General features: G+C 73.5%; 16 protein-coding genes and 1 pseudogene. 8 read left to right on the top strand and 9 right to left on the bottom strand.

Annotated elements, in window-relative coordinates; genetic code table 11:
* Both ACZ69I_RS11100 and ACZ69I_RS11095 read left to right on the top strand, forming a co-directional pair.
* A complete protein-coding gene (locus ACZ69I_RS11100) occupies positions 1 to 2,178 on the top strand; it encodes a S9 family peptidase (protein ID WP_470831633.1) in 2,178 nt (725 codons plus the stop codon).
* A 58-nt stretch (positions 2,179 to 2,236) separates the two neighbouring features.
* On the top strand, positions 2,237 to 2,677 hold the full coding sequence (locus tag ACZ69I_RS11095) for a Rieske (2Fe-2S) protein (protein WP_467676377.1): 441 nt from the start codon (positions 2,237 to 2,239) through the stop codon (positions 2,675 to 2,677).
* Between the two features lie 20 nt (positions 2,678 to 2,697).
* On the opposite strand, the gene ACZ69I_RS11090 is transcribed toward ACZ69I_RS11095, so the two are convergent.
* Positions 2,698 to 3,342 carry a cysteine hydrolase family protein gene (locus tag ACZ69I_RS11090; protein ID WP_470831630.1) on the bottom strand — a complete coding sequence of 215 codons (645 nt, stop codon included), beginning with the start codon at positions 3,340 to 3,342 and terminating at the stop codon, positions 2,698 to 2,700.
* 232 nt (positions 3,343 to 3,574) lie between these two features.
* Here ACZ69I_RS11090 and ACZ69I_RS11085 point away from each other — a divergent pair.
* Positions 3,575 to 4,036, top strand: a pseudogene (locus ACZ69I_RS11085) (pyridoxamine 5'-phosphate oxidase family protein); the annotation flags it as partial.
* 132 nt (positions 4,037 to 4,168) lie between these two features.
* Here the strand turns inward: ACZ69I_RS11085 and ACZ69I_RS11080 are convergent.
* Positions 4,169 to 5,071 (bottom strand): LysR family transcriptional regulator, encoded by a 903-nt coding sequence (locus tag ACZ69I_RS11080; RefSeq protein ID WP_470831629.1) that lies wholly within the window; start codon positions 5,069 to 5,071, stop codon positions 4,169 to 4,171.
* 75 nt (positions 5,072 to 5,146) lie between these two features.
* Between ACZ69I_RS11080 and ACZ69I_RS11075 the strand changes: the two genes are divergently transcribed.
* Positions 5,147 to 6,205, top strand: coding sequence for a DMT family transporter (locus ACZ69I_RS11075; protein WP_470831627.1), 1,059 nt, complete (start codon positions 5,147 to 5,149; stop codon positions 6,203 to 6,205).
* Here ACZ69I_RS11075 and ACZ69I_RS11070 read toward each other — a convergent pair.
* Positions 6,196 to 7,527 carry an aminotransferase class I/II-fold pyridoxal phosphate-dependent enzyme gene (locus ACZ69I_RS11070; protein ID WP_470831626.1) on the bottom strand — a complete coding sequence of 444 codons (1,332 nt, stop codon included), beginning with the start codon at positions 7,525 to 7,527 and terminating at the stop codon, positions 6,196 to 6,198. The genes ACZ69I_RS11075 and ACZ69I_RS11070 overlap by 10 nt on opposite strands.
* Positions 7,528 to 7,588: 61 nt before the next feature.
* Between ACZ69I_RS11070 and ACZ69I_RS11065 the strand changes: the two genes are divergently transcribed.
* Entirely contained in the window at positions 7,589 to 8,317 is a 729-nt protein-coding gene (locus tag ACZ69I_RS11065) for a pyridoxamine 5'-phosphate oxidase family protein (protein ID WP_470831625.1), read from the top strand.
* 53 nt (positions 8,318 to 8,370) lie between these two features.
* Here the strand turns inward: ACZ69I_RS11065 and ACZ69I_RS11060 are convergent, their stop codons facing one another.
* The 4 genes from ACZ69I_RS11060 to ACZ69I_RS11045 form a co-directional block, all read right to left on the bottom strand.
* Positions 8,371 to 9,327, bottom strand: a complete 957-nt coding sequence (locus ACZ69I_RS11060; RefSeq protein ID WP_470832033.1) for an SDR family NAD(P)-dependent oxidoreductase — start codon at positions 9,325 to 9,327, stop codon at positions 8,371 to 8,373.
* A 252-nt stretch (positions 9,328 to 9,579) separates the two neighbouring features.
* Positions 9,580 to 10,635 carry a DMT family transporter gene (locus ACZ69I_RS11055; protein WP_470831623.1) on the bottom strand — a complete coding sequence of 352 codons (1,056 nt, stop codon included), beginning with the start codon at positions 10,633 to 10,635 and terminating at the stop codon, positions 9,580 to 9,582.
* 180 nt (positions 10,636 to 10,815) lie between these two features.
* Positions 10,816 to 11,778 carry an EamA family transporter gene (locus tag ACZ69I_RS11050; protein WP_470832032.1) on the bottom strand — a complete coding sequence of 321 codons (963 nt, stop codon included), beginning with the start codon at positions 11,776 to 11,778 and terminating at the stop codon, positions 10,816 to 10,818.
* Between the two features lie 266 nt (positions 11,779 to 12,044).
* A complete protein-coding gene (locus ACZ69I_RS11045; protein ID WP_467676391.1) occupies positions 12,045 to 12,641 on the bottom strand; it encodes a peptidase in 597 nt (198 codons plus the stop codon).
* A gap of 213 nt (positions 12,642 to 12,854) precedes the next feature.
* Here ACZ69I_RS11045 and ACZ69I_RS11040 point away from each other — a divergent pair, with 213 nt between their 5' ends.
* Together ACZ69I_RS11040 and ACZ69I_RS11035 are read left to right on the top strand one after the other, a co-directional pair.
* Complete coding sequence (locus ACZ69I_RS11040) at positions 12,855 to 13,025, top strand: hypothetical protein (RefSeq protein WP_467676393.1); 171 nt, start codon at positions 12,855 to 12,857, stop codon at positions 13,023 to 13,025.
* A gap of 152 nt (positions 13,026 to 13,177) precedes the next feature.
* A complete protein-coding gene (locus ACZ69I_RS11035; RefSeq protein WP_470831622.1) occupies positions 13,178 to 13,609 on the top strand; it encodes a type II toxin-antitoxin system Rv0910 family toxin in 432 nt (143 codons plus the stop codon).
* 135 nt (positions 13,610 to 13,744) lie between these two features.
* Here ACZ69I_RS11035 and ACZ69I_RS11030 read toward each other — a convergent pair whose 3' ends face one another.
* On the bottom strand, positions 13,745 to 14,419 hold the full coding sequence (locus tag ACZ69I_RS11030; RefSeq protein WP_470831620.1) for a PadR family transcriptional regulator: 675 nt from the start codon (positions 14,417 to 14,419) through the stop codon (positions 13,745 to 13,747).
* 296 nt (positions 14,420 to 14,715) lie between these two features.
* On the opposite strand from ACZ69I_RS11030, the gene ACZ69I_RS11025 reads away from it, so the two are divergent.
* Positions 14,716 to 15,537, top strand: a complete 822-nt coding sequence (locus ACZ69I_RS11025) for a PhzF family phenazine biosynthesis protein (RefSeq protein WP_470831619.1) — start codon at positions 14,716 to 14,718, stop codon at positions 15,535 to 15,537.
* 115 nt (positions 15,538 to 15,652) lie between these two features.
* Here ACZ69I_RS11025 and ACZ69I_RS11020 read toward each other — a convergent pair whose 3' ends face one another.
* On the bottom strand, positions 15,653 to 16,456 hold the full coding sequence (locus ACZ69I_RS11020; RefSeq protein ID WP_470831618.1) for a CPBP family intramembrane glutamic endopeptidase: 804 nt from the start codon (positions 16,454 to 16,456) through the stop codon (positions 15,653 to 15,655).
* Between the last annotated feature and the right edge of the window lie 99 nt (positions 16,457 to 16,555).

Raw genomic sequence — 16,555 nt, 5'->3', positions numbered from 1 at the left:
ATGGACTCACTTGATCTTCCTCGGCAGTTCGCCCGCACGCGCCGGTTCTCGCTGGGCGTGCCGCGCGGCTTCACGGTCTCCCCGGACGGCGAGCGGGTGCTGTTCGTGCGGTCGACCGCGGGCGACGACCCGGTGGGCAGGCTGTGGCTGTACGAGGACGGCGCCGAGCGGATGCTGGCCGACCCGGTGGCACTGGGCGACTCGGGGCCGGTGCCCGAGGCGGAGCGGGTCCGCAGGGAGCGCGCGCGGGAGGCGTCACAAGGAGTGGTCGCTTTCGCGACCGACCACCACGCGCGCGTGGCCGCCTTCACGCTGGCCGGCGCGCTCTGGCTGGTGGAGACCGACGGCGGCCCGCCGCGCCGCATCCGCACGGCGGGTCCGGCCGTCGACCCGCGCCTGTCGCCGGACGGCACCCTCGTCGCGTACGTCTGTGGCGGCGCCCTGCGCGTGGTCGGCGCCGACGGCAGCGGCGACAGGGCGCTCGCGGAGCCCGAGGACCCGGAGGTCACATACGGCCTCGCGGATCACGTGGCCGCCGAGTCGATGGGCAGGCAGCGCGGCTTCTGGTGGTCTCCCCGGAGCGACGCGCTGCTCGTCGCGCGCGTGGACACCTCCCCCGTGCAGGTCTGGTGGCTCTCGGACCCGGCCCGCCCGGAGCAGGCGCCGCGCGCCGTCCGCTATCCGGCGGCGGGCACCGCGAACGCCGTGACGTCCCTGCACATCCTGCGCGTCGACGGCACCAGGACCCCCGTGATCACTCCGGAGCGCGCGTCGCAGCACCACGCCGTCGGGGAGTGGACGGACGACGCCTTCGACTACGTCCCCACGGTGCGCTGGGACGCCCACGGTCCACTCATCACGCTGCAGACCCGCGATCAGCGCTCGGTCCACGTCCTGGAGGTCGACCCGCGGACCGGCGGGACCCGCGTGGTCGACCACCTGCACGACCCCGCCTGGCTGGAGCTCCTGCCGGGCACGCCGCTGCGTCTGGACAGCGGCCGCCTCGTGCGGCTCGAGGAGGCGCCGGGCCGCACGCGCGGCCTGCGCGTGGGCGACGCGGGCACGCCGCGCGGCCTCCAGGTGCGCGAGGTGCTCGCCGCCGCGGGCGAGCGCGTGTGGTTCACCGCGTCGACCGAGCCGACGGAGGTCCACGTCTGGTCGTTCGAGCACGCGGACGGCGGGACCGGCGCCCTGCGGCAGCTCAGCGAGGGCCCCGGCGTGCACACGGCGGCCGTCGGGGGCGACACCGTGGTCCTGGACAGCAGGACCCCCGACGGGCAGACCGTGACCGTGCTGCGCGGCGGCATACCCACCGGGCGGATCGCCGTGCACGCCGAGGAGCCGGTCGTGTCCCCGCGCCCCCGCCATCTCACGGTCGGGAAGCGGGAGTTGCGCAGCGCGCTGTTCCTGCCGTCCTGGCACGAGCCGGGTGCCGGGAAGCTGCCGGTGCTGCTCTGCCCGTACGCGGGTCCGGGAATCCAACTCGTGGTCCACACGCGCGGGTGGTGGACGGTCGTGGCCCAGTGGTTCGCCGAGCAGGGCTACGCGGTGCTGATCACGGACGGGCGCGGGACGCCCGGCCGCGGCGACGACTGGCTCAGGGCCGTCCACGGGGACCAGCTGACGCCCGTGCTCGACGACCAGGTGGACGCGCTGCACGCGGCCGCGGAGCGTTTCCCCGACCTCGACCTGGAGCGGGTCGGCATCCGCGGCTGGTCGTTCGGCGGGTATCTGACGGTGGGCGCCGCGCTGCACCGGCCCGACGTCTTCCACGCGGCGGTGGCGGGCGCGGCCCCCTCCGACCTGCGCCTCTACGACACGCACTGGAAGGAGCGCTATCTGGGACACCCCGACGTGCGACCGGCCGCGTACGAGAACTGCTCGCTGGTCGCGCACGCCCACCGGCTGAGGCGCCCTCTGATGCTGGTGCACGGCATGTCCGACGACAACGTGCTCCCCGTCCACCTGCTGCGCCTCTCCTCGGCGCTCCTCGCCGCGGGCCGCCCGCACACCGTGCTGCCGCTGTCCGGCGCGAGCCATCTGGTGAGCCAGGAGGACCAGGCGGCGAACCTGCTGCGGTTCGAACTGGACTTCCTGAGCAAGCACCTGTCCCCGTCGGCCGGTCCGGCGCAGGCACCGGTACCGTCATCGGCGCGGGCTCAGGTGACGTCGCCGTAGCCGGGCGTAAGACCCCGGGGGTTTGAACACCTCGGCCCCCGGCCGCGTACCAGTGGCCATGACGACTTCCGAAGAGACCGCCTCCGGGCCCGCCGCCGGGCCCAGCCGCCGTACCGTCATGGCCACGCTCGGCGCCGCGGGGTGCGCCGCCGCTCTCACCGCCTGCGGCGGCAGCGACGAGAGGGACTCCTCCGAACCCGCGGGCGCCGCAGGCACCGCCCTCGCCAACACGTCGGACATCCCGGTGGGCGGCGGCAAGATCTTCGAGGACGCGGGCGTGGTGGTCACCCAGCCGACCGCGGGCACGTTCAAGGCGTTCGCCAACCGCTGCACCCACAAACAGTGCGCGATGTCGAGCGTCGCGGGCGGCACCATCAACTGCCCGTGCCACGGCAGCAAGTTCGACGTCGCCGACGGCAGCGTCAAGGGCGGCCCCGCGCCGAAACCGCTGCCGACGGCCGAGATCACCGTGACGGGCGACTCCATCGAGCTGGCCTGAGACCTGGCCGAACAGCCCGGTCAACCGGCGCGGCCCGGCCGCTTCCAGGCCCCGAGCACCTCGTCCGTGGTGGTGACGGTGGCGACGAGGGCGAGGGTGTTGCGGACCATCTCGGGCGTGTAGTCGGCGGGGACTCCCGCGATGGCGTCGGCGGGTACGACGGCGGTGTAGCCGAGGTTCACGGCGTCGAACACGGCATTCGGGATCGCGACGTTGGCCGAGACGCCGGTGATCAGCAGGGTGCGGCAGCCGAGGTTGCGCAGCAGCGGGTCGACGTCGGTGCCCGCCACGGGCGAGAGGCCGTGCAGGCGGCGTACGACGAAGTCCTCGTCGCGGACCTCGATCGGCGGCGCGATCCGCACGGCCGCGGTGCCCGGGAGCTGCTGTACGGGCAGCCGCTCGGCGGCGCGGAAGAGCCGGGCGTTGCGGTTGGCCCCGCGGCCGTCGGGCCGCCGCTCGGCGACCGCGTGCAGGACCTGGACACCGCTCCGGTGGGCCGCGTCGACCAGCCGGGCGACATTGCCGAGCGCGCCCGACGTCCGTGCCGCCGCCGCGAGTTCGGGCAGGGCGCTCTCCGTGCCGACGACGCCCTGCTGGCACTCGACGGTCAACAGGGCGGTGGTGGCCGGGTCGAGGAGTTCCCTGAGCTGTTCGTACGAAGGCATGGCTCCCCCTTGTCGCGGGCGTCCGGGACGCCGGTCGGCGGGCGGGCGCCCTCCCTGGCCCGGAGTCCGCGCGAGGCTAACGGCCATTGCGCCACGAAGGAAGAGCCCTCATCCTTTCCAGGCACACGGTTCCTGACGCACAGTCAGGACTGTCGGACCGGACGTACGACGGACCGTACGGCCGGATCGCCATTCGGGCATTCGGACATTCGGACATTCGGAAGGGACACCCATGGCCGTCACCCAGCGCCGGGGCCGCAGGATCATGATGACGCCGGACGAGCTCGACGCATTCCTCACCGCGGAACGCACGTGCCGGGTGGCGACCGTGTCCCCGGACGGGGCCCCGCACGTCAGCACGCTCTGGTTCGCCTGGGACGGCACCTCGATGTGGCTGTACTCGATCACCCGCAGCAAGCGCTGGGCCGACCTGCGCAAGGACCCGCGGGTCGCGGTGGTGGTCGACGCCGGTGAGGAGTACGGCGAGCTGCGCGGCGTGGAGCTCTCGGGTTCGGTCACCTTCGTCGGCGAGGTGCCGCGCACCGGCGAGCCATGCCCCGAACTCGACGCCCCGGAGCGGCTGTTCGCCCGCAAGATCTTCGGTCTGGACGAGATGCCGCACGACGGCCGCCACGCCTGGGCCCGTCTGACACCGGACGCGGTCGCGTCGTGGGACTTCCGGAAACTGGCCACCATCGGCGGTCGGGAAACCGGCGCGAGCCCGCGGGAAACCGGCGCGAGCCCGCGGGAGACCGGCACGAGTCCGCGGGAACCTGGCGCGGGCCCGCAGGAAACCGGCACGGGCCCGCGCGAAACCGGCTGAGGCCTACCGCAGCCCTGCCCCCGCCGCCCTGAGCGCCTCCGCCGCCGCCCTGATCGAGGGGCGGCGGTCCGCGTCCACGCGCCACACCACGTACACGTGCCGCCGCACCCGGTGGCGGACCGGCACCGTGCGCACGCCCGCGGGCATCGGGTCGCGGCCCAGCTGCGGTGCCACGCACACGCCCAGACCGGCGGCGACCAGCGCCAGTTGGGTGTGGTGTTCCTCCGCGCGGTGCGCGATGCGCGGCTCGATGCCCTTGCCGCGCAGCGTGAACATCAGCCACTCGTGGCAGAACTCGCCCTCCGCCCAGGTGATCCACTCGTCGTCCGCGAACTCCTCCAGGTCCACTTCGGCACGGTCGGCGAGGGGGTGCGCCGCGGGCATCGCGACGTCCGCGGGGTCGTCGAGCAGCGGCGCCTTGACCAGGCCCTCCGGGATGGGCATCGGCTTGTTGTACCAGTCCAGGACGATTGCCATGTCGAGGTCGCCGCGCACCACGGCCGCGACCGCAGGCACCGGCTCCATCTCCTGGCAGCTCACCCGCAGTCCGGGGTGGTCGGCGCGCAGCGCGGACAGCGTGGCGGGCATCAGGCCCCGCGCGGCCGTGGGGAAGGCGGAGATCCGCAGCTCACCGACCGCCTTGCCGCGCTGCTCCTCCAGGTCCGCCTGGGCGAGCTCGACCTGCGAGAGGATCCGCGCGGCGTGCTCGGCGAGCAGCCGCCCCGCGTCGGTCAGGCGCACGCCCCGGCCGTTCTTGGCCAGGAGCTGCTGGCCCACCTCGCGCTCCAGCTTCGTCATCTGCTGCGAGACCGCCGACGTCGTGACGTGCAGGCCGGCGGCCGCGCCGCTGACCGAGCCGTGCCGGGCCAGGGCGTCGAGGGTACGCAGGCGCTCCAGGTTCAACATGTAAGTGATGCTACGCGATACCCCGCACGAAAACTCGCTTGTGCTACGAGATCGCCAGGGTCCATCGTGAGACGCATGAGCACCGTGACCCCGCCACCCCGGTCAGCCGCCACACCGGCCACCGGCTCCCCCGCGCCCGCGTCCCCCACCCCCACCAGCGCGCGGACCGAGGGCGACGCGTCCGGCCGCCCCGCCCTCGACTGGCGCATCCGATTCGGTGTGCTCTCCCTGATCTGGGGCTTCAGCTTCCTGCTGATCAAGGTGGGCACCGAGGGGTACGCGCCGTTCCAGGTCACCCTGGGCAGGCTGGTGTTCGGCACCCTCGTGATCGCCGCCGTGCTCGTGGTGAAGCGGGAGCGGCTGCCGCGCGGGGTGCGGACCTGGCTGCATCTGACGGTGGCGGCGTTCCTGCTCAACGCCCTGCCGTTCTCGCTCTTCGCGTATGCGGAGCTGACCATCCCATCGACGCTCGCCGGGATATGCAACGCGATGTCGCCCCTGTGGGGCATGGCACTCTCCCTCGTCGCGCTCTCCGAGGACCGGCCGACCCGCCGTCGCGTCGCGGGCCTCGGCCTCGGTTTCTTCGGGGTGCTCACGGTGCTCGGCGCGTGGCAGGGCTTCAGCGGACTGGACCTCGGCGGCATGACCATGGCGCTGCTCGCCTCGCTCAGCTACCCGGTCGGCTGGATCTACGTGCGCCGCACGCTGGCCGGATCCGGGCACTCGAACCTCTCCCTGTCCGGCGGCCAGCTGCTGATCGCGTCCGTCGAACTGGCCGTGGTGACGCCGCTGTTCACCTCCATGCCGACGCACTTCCCCGTCGTGCCGCTGCTGGCGGTCGTGGCGCTCGGCGCCCTCGGCACCGGCGTCGCCTTCCTGCTGCAGTACGCGCTGGTCTCCGAAGTCGGCCCGACCACCGCACAGATGGTCACGTACTTCGTCCCGGTCATCGCCACCGCCGCGGGCGTCGCGGTGCTCGGCGAGTCCCTGAGCTGGTCGACACCGGTCGGCGCGGTCATCGTCCTGGCGGGCGCCGCCCTCACCCAGTCCAGGCCGCGCGGGACGAGGGTCGTCGCCGGGTCGGGGCCACGCGCCACCACGGCCACCGGGGGACGGCCGCCCCGTCAGTCGTAACGGCGCGCGGGCGCGGGCCCCGTGGCCGCGGCGACGGCGTCCGCCACCGCCACGATGTCCCCGTCGCCGAGCGCCGCCACGGTGATCCGCACCCCGGGCGGCGTCCCCAGCCGGAACCGCGCCCCCGGAGCCACCGCCCAGCCCGCGTGCAGCAGCCGCGCGACCGCCCCGGTCTCGTCGGGCACCGGCACCCAGACGTTCATGCCACTGCGCCCGTACGCGAGGACGCCGCGCTCGGCGAGCGCCGAGATCAGCGCCTCCCGCCGCCGCCCGTAGGACGCGGCCACCACGCGTGCGTCGACCGCGCCGTCGGCCCAGAGCCGGGCGACGGCGCGCTGCTGCAGCCGGCTCACCCAGCCGGGCCCGAGCCTCTGGCGCCCGCGCACCCGGTCGATGGTGACGGCGTCGCCCGTGAGCACCGCGAGCCGCAGATCGGGGCCGTACGCCTTGGCGGTCGAGCGGGTGAGGGCCCAGGCGCGGGTCGCCCCCGCCAGCGGGTGCAGCGGCAGGTCGACGATCCCGTGACCGTGGTCGTCCTCGATGAGCAGCACGTCCTCGTGCGCGGCGAAGACCTTCCGCAGGGCACGCGCGCGTGCGGCGGTGACGGCGGCGCCCGTGGGGTTCTGCGCGCGGTCCGTCACGACGGCGGCGCGGGCACCTGACGCCAGCGCCCGCTCCACGTCGGCGGGCAGCGGTCCGTCGTCGTCCACGCCCACCGGAACCGCGCGAAGCCCCAGGGCGGAGACGAGGTCGAGCAGGCTTCCCCAGCCCGGATCCTCCAGGGCCACCCCGTCGCCGGGCCTGAGGTGGGCGGCGAGCACCCGCTCGATGGCGTCGAGCGATCCGGAGGTGACGGCCAGGGGGGCGTGCGGGACGCCGTCCGCGTCGAAGGCCAGCCGCGCCTGGTGTTCGAGCTCCGGGTCCACGGCGCCCTCTCCGTAGAGGACGGGTCGCCGGTCGCTCTCCGCCGCGGCCGCCGCGAAGGCCGCGCCGAGCAGGGGCAGCAGCTTCGGGTCCGGGTTGCCCTGGGAGACGTCGCACACCCCGGGCGGCGCGTCCACCCGGATGAGCTCCCGCGTGGTGGTGGCGGGCTTCGCCCGGACGCGACTGCCGCGCCGCCCGGCCGTCTCGATGACCCCGCGTTCGCGCAGGGTGCGGTAGGCGGCCGCCACGGTATTGGGATTCACGCCGAGACGCGTCGCCAACTCCCGCATGGGTGGCAGCACTTGACCCGGCTCGAGGCAGCCGTCACCCACCGCCCGCTCCACGCTGGCGGCGATCTCGGCTGCGCGCCGGCCTTCGATCCGATACTCTCCTAGCACAAAGCAGATTATGCACTAGTGCAATATCTGTCGCAACTGGGTCAGCAGTACAGGGAGAGCCATGCAGACGACGCCGAGCAGCACCGACACCGCCTCGCCGGAGAGCGCCGCCTACACACCGACCGACCGGACGATCCCCACCCGCTCGCGGGAGCGCGCTTCGTACGACCGCGAAACGGTGCACGCGATACTCGACGAGGCCTACGTCTGCCATCTCGGCTTCGTGCGCGACGGCGCCCCCGTGGTGCTGCCTACGCTGTACGGCCGGGTGGGCGACCGCCTGTACGTGCACGGCTCGACGGGGTCCAGGCCGCTGCGCATGGCGGACGCCGCCGCCTCGCGGGGGCAGGACGAGGGACAGGAACAGGACCCGGGCCTTCAGGTGTGCCTGACCGTCACCCACGTCGATGGACTGGTCCTGGCCCGCTCGGCGTTCCACCACTCCATCAACTACCGCTCCGTGGTGGTCCACGGCACCGCCCACCCGGTCACGGACCCCGAGGAGAAGCGGACCGCGCTGGACGCACTGGTCGACCACGTCGTACCCGGCCGCGCCGCCGACTCGCGCCCCGCCAACGCCAAGGAACTCGCCGCGACCGCCGTCCTCCGGCTCGACCTCGACGAGGTGTCGGCGAAGGCGCGCACCGGCGGTCCGAACGACGACGCCGAGGACATGGACCTGCCCTACTGGACGGGCGTGGTCCCGCTGCGCAGGACCTACGACGACCTGATCCCCGCGGCGGACCTCGCGCCGGGCATCGAGGTGCCCGGCTACTTGTCCGCGCTGTGATCCGGTAACCGCGCGGAAGGCGGCCCGCAGAGGGCCGGGCGAGGAGTCCGCGCCTATCGGAAGCCGAGCTCCGGATCGGTGCCGGTCAGCTCACTGCTGGTGGCCCACAGCCGGGCGGCGGCGGCCCGGTCCGCCAGGTGCGCGGGGACGGGCTCCCGCCGCGGCGCGCCCCGCAGACCGAAGACCCTCGGCCCCCACACCTGCCCGCCCCGGACCTCCGGGTCGAGGACGGCACGGACGACGGGCCACGCTCCGGCCTCCTTGCCCTGCACCAACAGCCCGGCGGGCAGGGCGCGCAGCCGCTCGCCGGGGGTGGTCACGTGCACGGGGGCACGGGAGGGCGTCAGCGAGTCCAGTGCGCCACCCGGGTGGGCCACCACACTGAGCACCGTGCTGCCGGTGGCCCGCAGACGGCGGTCGAGTTCGAGGCCGAAGTACATCTGCGCCAGCTTCGACCGGCCGTAGGTGCGCTTGGGCCGGTAGTCACGCGCCGACTGCAGGTCGTCCACATCCAGTCGCTCGGACCGCGCCGCGAAACTGCCCACCGTCACGACGCGGCCCGCGGGAGCGGCGGACAGCAGAGACGCCAGCCACCGCGTGAGCACGAAGTGGCCGAGGTGGTTGGTGCCGAACATCAACTCGTGGCCGTCCCGGGTCTCCCGGCGCGGCGGATCGTCGAGCGCGACCCCCGCGTTGTGGACCACGGCGTCGAGATGGCCGAGGTCCAGCCTGTCCACGGCGGTCTTGAGGGACGACAGGTCGGCGAGGTCCAGTTGCAGGTGCGCCAGGCGGGCGCCGGGGACGCGCGAGCGGATCGAGGCCATGGCCGTGTCGGCCTTCGCCGCGTCCCGGCTGCCGAGGACGACCTCGGCACCGGTGGCGGCGAGTTGCTCCGCGGCGAAGTAGCCGATCCCGGCGTTGCCCCCGGTGACCAGGAAGACCCTGCCTTCGGCGGACGGCAGCCGGTGAACGTCCCACGGCCGGGGCGCGGGCTTGGGCGGGGAAGACATGGTGACGGGCTCCTCGTACTCGGGCGGATGGCTCATGCGACGGATTCATGCGGGGGGCACACGAGGCAGGCGCATGGGGCGGACTCGCGGGACGGGCTCACGGGATGAGCTCCCGAGCCCCGCGCCCCGACCACCCGCTCAAGCTCCCACCCCCCACCGACATACCGCCGACAGATCACGCCCACTTCCGACAGATCCCGGCTGCTCCCCTCCCCCCCCCGGCTCCGCAGCCACCCTCCGCGACCACCCGCCCTACCCCGACACCGCTCCCCGCCGCCCCGCCGCGACGCCCCGCGCCTCCGCGACGGCGAGCCCTGTCACCGCGGCCAGCATCAGGGCCGTGCCCGCGACGGTCGCCGCCGTCAGCGTCTCGCCGAGCAGCGCCACCGCGATGACCGCCGCGCCCACCGGCTCCAGAAGCATGATCACGGAGACGGTCGCGGAGCGCACGACGGCGGCCCCGGCGAAGTACAGCGCGTACGCGACCGCCGTCGGCACGGCGGCGATGTACAGCAAGTAGAGGCCCATCCGCACGGGTTCGGCGGTGTGCGGCAGCAGCCCCTCGGCCAGGGCGAACGGCAGCAGGAAGACCGAGACGACGGCGAACGCCCAGACGGTCGTTCCGGACGAGTCGGCTCCGCCGTCCCGTCCCCACCGCCGCGTGAGCAGTGTCATGGCGGCGTACGCGGCCGCCGAGACGAGCCCCCAGACCACCCCGGTCGGCCGCACGGTCGCGGCAGCGCCCTCACCGTCCCCGAGGACGAGTACGACGAGGCCGGTGAGGGCGCCCGCGACGGCGACGGCACCGCCGCGTCCGAGCCGCTCCCCCAGCGTCGGGCGTGCGCCGAGTGCGATGAGGACGGGACCCGAACCCATGGTGACGACGGTGCCGACCGCGAGGCCGGTCGCCTCCACGGACGCGAAGTACGCGGTCTGGAACACCGCGAGGGCCACGCCCGTCGCGACGACCCGGCGCACCCTGCGGTCCAGCGGCCCGGCGGACGCGACGCGGGGGGCGACGTGCGGGGCGGCCCGGCGTCGACGCGTCAGCCACGTGGTCGCGCGAGCGGCGAGCAGCAGGACGAACCCGCCCGCGCACCGCCAGAAGGAGAGGCTGACCGGACCCATGTCACCGGTCTCGAAGACCAGCGCGGCCGCGGCTCCGGCGGTGCCCCACGCGGTTCCGGCGACGATCAGATAGAGGAGGCCCCGCCCGACGGGAAGCCCGAGGGCGGCGGCGTTCGGGGCAGCGCCGTGCGCGGCAGCCGCACGAGAGGAAAGGGACGCCTCGTAAGAGGAAGGGGACACGTCGGACGACGTGCTGGACAGGTGTGACACGTGAGTTCTCCGCAGCAGAGAGGGACGTCTGGCTCCGTCTGCGGGCAGCACCGTTCCGCCCGGCCATCGGGCCGGGCAAGATCCGTGGGCGCCCCGCGCTAGGCGGCGGGGGGCGGAAGAACGAGCGCTCGTGCGTGCATGATCAGCACACTAGGGCGCGCCGCCGACGCGCGACAATCCCGTTTCGGATGCCGGGACACCGCCGTCGACGCCGTCACCGCCCTCTCCCGCGGGCCCGGCGGCAGGCGCCGACGACTGGGCGATGAACGCCCCCACGAGCACCACCGCGCCCCCGACGACCTGCGGCGCCGAGAGGTGTTCGCCCAGGACGACCCAGGCCAGGGCGGTCGCGATGACGGCTTCGAGGCAGGCCACGACACCGGCGACCTGGGGCGAGAGCCTGCGCACGGACAGGACGCCGGTGACGTACGCGACGACCGTGGCGATGAGCACGATCCAGGCCAGCAGGGCCCAGGCCGGTACGGCCGAGCCGTCCAGGTCCGCGTCGCCCGCGAGCACCGACCAGTCCATGCCCCACGGGCGCGCGACGACGGTCAGCACGGCGGTTCCGACCAGCAGGCCGTACGCGATGACGCCGAGCGGGTCCGGGGCGTCGTCGCCCGCGTCGCTGCCCTGGTCGGACAGGACGAAGTAGCCGACCTGGCAGCAGGCGGCACCGAGCGCGAGCAGCAGTCCCACGGCGTCGAAGCTCAGCCCGGCCCACACCTCGACGACGCAGGCGAGCCCGCCGACGGCGAGCACCACCCCGAGCGCGGCCGCCCGCGTGACGGGCCGCCGCTGCACGAAGCGCACCCAGCCGAGGACGAGCGCGGGCGCGAGGTACTCGATCAGCAGCGCGACCCCGACGGGGATGCGCGAGAGCGCGGCGAAGTAGCAGGCCTGGACGCCCGCGACGGCGAGGAGACCGAACCCGGCGAGCAGCGCGGGCCTGCTGCGCAGCAGGCCTCGGTGGCGCCAGGCCACGGGCAGCATCACCAGGGCGGCGCCCGCCACTCGCAGCCACACCACGTGCAGCGGGTCGAGTCCCGCTTCGATCAGTGGCTTCGCCGCGACCCCCGAGCCGCCGAAGGCGACCGCCGACACGAGGGCCAGGCCGAGGCCGACTCCCCTGCCGCCCTCGCCCCGGCCGCCCTGGCCGCCCCGACCTCCCGGGTCGGCCGGATTTCCCCGGCTCGCCCGGCTCCCCTGCACCTCGTCCGACGCTCGCACCGGCACATCATGGCAGGCGACGTCAGGAGCTTCACTCCTTTTGACCCCTGTCTCAATCGGCGGACGCCCCGTCGCTCACCGGCGGGTGCCCCACGCCGTTCACCAGCGCGTCTCCCACGCCGTTCACCAGCGGGTCTCCCACGCCGCGATCAACAGCCGGAGCCAGTGCCTCCGCTGTACCCGTGGCCGCCGCCCCCGGACGCGTACCGCCGGCAGCCCGCCTCTATGCGCCGCAGCAGCGCCGGCACCTCGACCCGGGCCCGCGCGAGGACCTCGACGGCGCGGCAGTCCGGGTCGGTGACGAGTCCGGCGAGCAGGTCCATGCCGAGGGCGCGCGGTTCTCCGCGCAGCTCGGCGCGTTCGAGCGCCGCGTCCATCGCGGCGGAGGCGGCCGGTGACCAGCCCGTCTCGGGGGCGGCCGTCACCACCGGCACGGCACCGGAGTCCTCGACGGTGCCCTGCCAGCGCAGGCCGTAGCCGATGCTGCGCTGCACGAGGTAGCCGAGGACGCGGACCGCCTGCGCGCCGTTCTCGAAGACGGCGCGCACCTCGGGGTCGGTCTCGAGGAGCGCGTGCAGCAGGTGCGCGGTGTCGATCTGCCGGTCCCCGTCCCGCAGGGCGCGACGGCGCGCGCCGGCCACCACGGACGCCAGCTCGGGGCTGAGCCTGGGGTCGAGTTCTGCTCGGGAGTCGAGTTCTGCTCGGGTCGGGCCGGGTTCGGCTCCGGGCGGGGTACGGCTTTGCACATCTCCCACCACATCAACCCCTGGGGGCATATGCATCGGCGGCGGGAAGCATTTTCGCGTCCGACACAGGTTGGGCACGGGTGCGTTGGTTGTCCTCCTTACGGATGAGATCCACCGGAGCGCCTCCTCCGGGTGTGCCATCGCGTCGCGAGCGGGCACGCAACCGCGCCGCGGCAGCACACGTCTGAGACATGCATGAGGGAAAGGTGCTGGATGGTCACCCTGCCGGCGCTCGACGGCAGGCAGTACGTCTACCGCGTGTACGCACCCGACGACGCGCGGCCCGCCGACCTGTTCTGGGAGGCGTGGCACTGTCACGACGAGGGCCCGTTCCCGAGAGCGTCGGACCTCTTCGACGCGGCGGTGATACGGCGGGTCGGTTGAGCGTCGCCCGCAGCGGTCCGGTCCGGCGGCTCGAGCCCGCACCGGCACCGAATCTGACAGTTCATCAGTATTGAATGTTCCAGGCCCTCCGGCTACGTTCCGCGACACCGTAGCTGCGGCCGTCGCAGCGTCCGACGGGAAGGGGTGGCCGCATGGCCGAAGTCAGCGCGGAAGCACGCATCGAGGCGCCCGCCGAGAAGGTCTGGGCCCGGCTCACCGACTTCCCCTCGTACGGCGAGTGGAACTCCACGCACACGAGCTTCCCCCAGGGCGGCCCCGCCGCCCTGGAGCCGGGCGGCACCTTCGTGGAGAACATGAAGCTGATGGGCTTCCCCGCCGAGGTCAACTGGACGATCCAGGAGCTGGAGCCCGCCCGCGTCCTGGCCATCGCGGGCAAGGGGCCCATGGGCGTGAACGTCGGCACGCGCTACTCCCTCTCCCCCGAGGGCTCCGGCACGCTGGTCCGCATCGAGGGGGAGTTCACCGGCGCCGCCGTCTCCCTCATGGCGGGCAAGCTCAAGGACTCGGCGACCGCCGCCCTCAACGAGTCGCTGCGCAAGCTGGACGGACTGGTGACGGTCTGACCCGCCCGGCCCCCGGAGAGGAACCGCCCCGCCCCGCCCCCGTAGAAGAACGGCCGCCACAGAGAGAACGAGGCGCCCCACACCATGCGTGCGGGGCGCCTCGTCCGTGGCGGGGAGCCGTCGGCCTCCACCAGCTCAGTCCTCATCGGCGAGGATCAGGTACAGCTTCTTGCGGGCGTCGTTGATGACGGTGACCGCCTTCTCGCGCTGCTCCTTGCTGCCGGTCTTCCAGACCTGGCCGAACGCCTCCATCAGACCGAAACCGGCCTGCCGGATCTCGTTCAGCGTGTCCCAGTCGACCCCGCGCCCGGCCTCTTCCCAGGGCGCCTCGGGGCCTTCCCCGGCCGACGTGCGCCCGGCCTCGGTGAGCGAGAAGAGCTTCTTGCCGCCCTCGCTCGCACTGCTGATCAGGCCCTCGTCCTCCAGGAGCTGGAGGGTCGGGTAGACCGAGCCGGGGCTGGGCTTCCACGCCCCGCCGCTGCGCTCGGCGATCTCCTGGATCATCTCGTAGCCGTGCATGGGCCGGTCCTTCAGAAGGGCCAGGATCGACGCGCGCACGTCGCCGCGCCGCGCCCTGCCGCGCGGTCCGCCGCGCCCGCCGCGGCCACCCCAGGGACCACCACCCGGTCCACCGGGGCCGCCCGGTCCGCCGAAGCCGGGGCCGAAGGGACCGAACGCGCCGCGCCGCCCCTCGAAGCCGCCGAATCCGCCGAATCCTTCGCGGCCGAGGCCTTCCCGGCCCTCGGGGCCGCCGCGGCGGCCGCGTCCATGGCCGCGTCCGTGCTCGTGTTCAAAACCGTGGGAACGCATAGCGATCACTCCTTGATGTTCATCGAGGCGGCGTCGACGACTCGCGTCGCGGACTCCGCGTCGTGGATCGATCGGGAACTCCGATCTTTGATCAGTCGCAACCCTGTCGCGATGCGTCAACGATATATCGGAACAGCTCGTACGACAACCCCGCGTCCGACCTGGGCGGATGCCCTAACGCGCAGCGACATCCACTCCCCTGACCCGCCCCCACAAGCCAATCGCCTCCCGAACTCAGTCCAGTAACCCAGAATTGGCCTTACCCCTGGCGCTCCGCGGCCCTCTACCGTCATCGCATGCCGACTTCCCACCGCATCCGCGTCGTCGACGCCTTCACGGACCGCCCCTTCGCCGGCAACCCGGCCGGGGTCCTGCTCCTCGACGCCTTTCCCGACGACACCTGGCTGCAGGACGTGGCCAAGGAGGTCAACCACGCGGAAACCGCCTTCGCCCACCGGCTCCCCGCGGGCGGCGACGCCGACTGGGCACTGCGCTGGTTCACGCCCGCCGCCGAGGTCGACCTCTGCGGCCATGCCACTTTGGCCACGGCGCACGTCCTGCACACCACGGGCGCCGCGGCGGGCCCCGTCCGGTTCGCCACCCGCAGCGGCGTCCTCACGGCGACCGCGCACGACGACGGCGCCCTCACCCTCGACTTCCCGACCGCACCGCTCACCGCCGCCGACGTCCCGGACGGCATCGCCGAGGCCCTCGGCGCCGAGCCGCTCACCGCGTACGACACGGGCCCGCAGGTCGGCGACCTGCTGGTCGAGCTCGCCGACGAGAAGACGGTCAGGTCGCTCTCCCCCGACCACAAGGCGCTCGTGCGGCACTCCGAGCGCGGCATCATCGCCACGGCCCGCGCCGAGGACCCGTCCGGCGGCTACGACTTCGTCTCGCGCTCCTTCTTCCCACGCCTCGGCATCGACGAGGACCCGGTGACCGGCAGCGCGCACACCGCCCTCGCCCCCTTCTGGTCCGAGCGCCTCGGCCGCACCGAACTCACCGGCCTGCAGGCCTCACCCCGCACGGGCCTGGTCCACACCCGGCTGGACGGCGACCGCACCGTCCTGACGGGCCGGGCGGTCACGGTCATCGAGGGCGAGCTCCTCGCCTGACGGCGGCCCGCGCGCAGCGCGCGTACGGCACGGAGAGCAGCGGCCCGTACAGCACTGTGGGGACGTACGAACCACTCGTACGTCCCCACCGCCGCGCCCCCGACCGGCACCCGCCTCACGCTGGCGTCGGCAGCCACCCCACCTTCCCGGCGAGCAGGGCGTAGCCGACGAACGCCCCGACATCCAGCAGGGAATGGGCCACGACCAGCGGCCCGACCCGGCCCCACCTGCGGTAGAGCAGCACGAAGACCACGCCCATCGCGACGTTCCCGAGGAACCCGCCGATGCCCTGGTACAGGTGGTACGAGCCCCGCAGCACCGAGCTGCCCACCAGCGCGGCCATCGGCGTCCACCCCAACTGCCCGAGCCTGCGCAGCAGATAACCGACGACGATCACTTCCTCCAGGACCGCGTTCTGCACCGCGGACAGCACGAGGACGGGATACTTCCACCACACCTCGGGCAACGCCTCGGGCACCACGGTGAGGTTGAAGCCCAGGCCGCGGGCCGCCAGGTAGAAGGCGATGCCGGTACTGCCGATCACCGCCGCGATCGCGGTGCCGCGTCCCAGGTCCGGCCACGGCCGCGTCCGGTCGAACCCGAGCGTCCGCAGCCCCGCGCGCTCCCGCAGCAGGAAGTGCGCGACCAGCGCGACCGGCACCAACGCCGTGGCGATACCGAACAACTGCCACGCGAGATCAAGCCATGGCCGCCCCGGCGCCGCCGATGTGTTCATCGTCGCGGCCTGGTCCTTCAGACCGCCCGGCCTGGTGACCGACCCGACAAAGCTGATCAGCGCGGACACACCGCTCGCCCCGAGCGAGAGAGCCAGGACGAGCAATGTCTCGTCCCGGAGGATCCGTCGTGATGACCCGTCCTCTCGAAAAGAACCGGCCATCGGCCCCGGCTCCGCTTGCACTTACGCCTCCAGTTGAATAATCCCGCCTCATCCCCATCCCCGCCCCACTAGGGTCTCGAATGAAGTTACGAAGATCGTGCGCGACAGGCCGAGGGGGAC

The sequence above is a fragment of the Streptomyces sp. NPDC036815 genome, from assembly GCF_055609205.1.
This window is presented reverse-complemented; position numbering and strand designations above follow the sequence as displayed.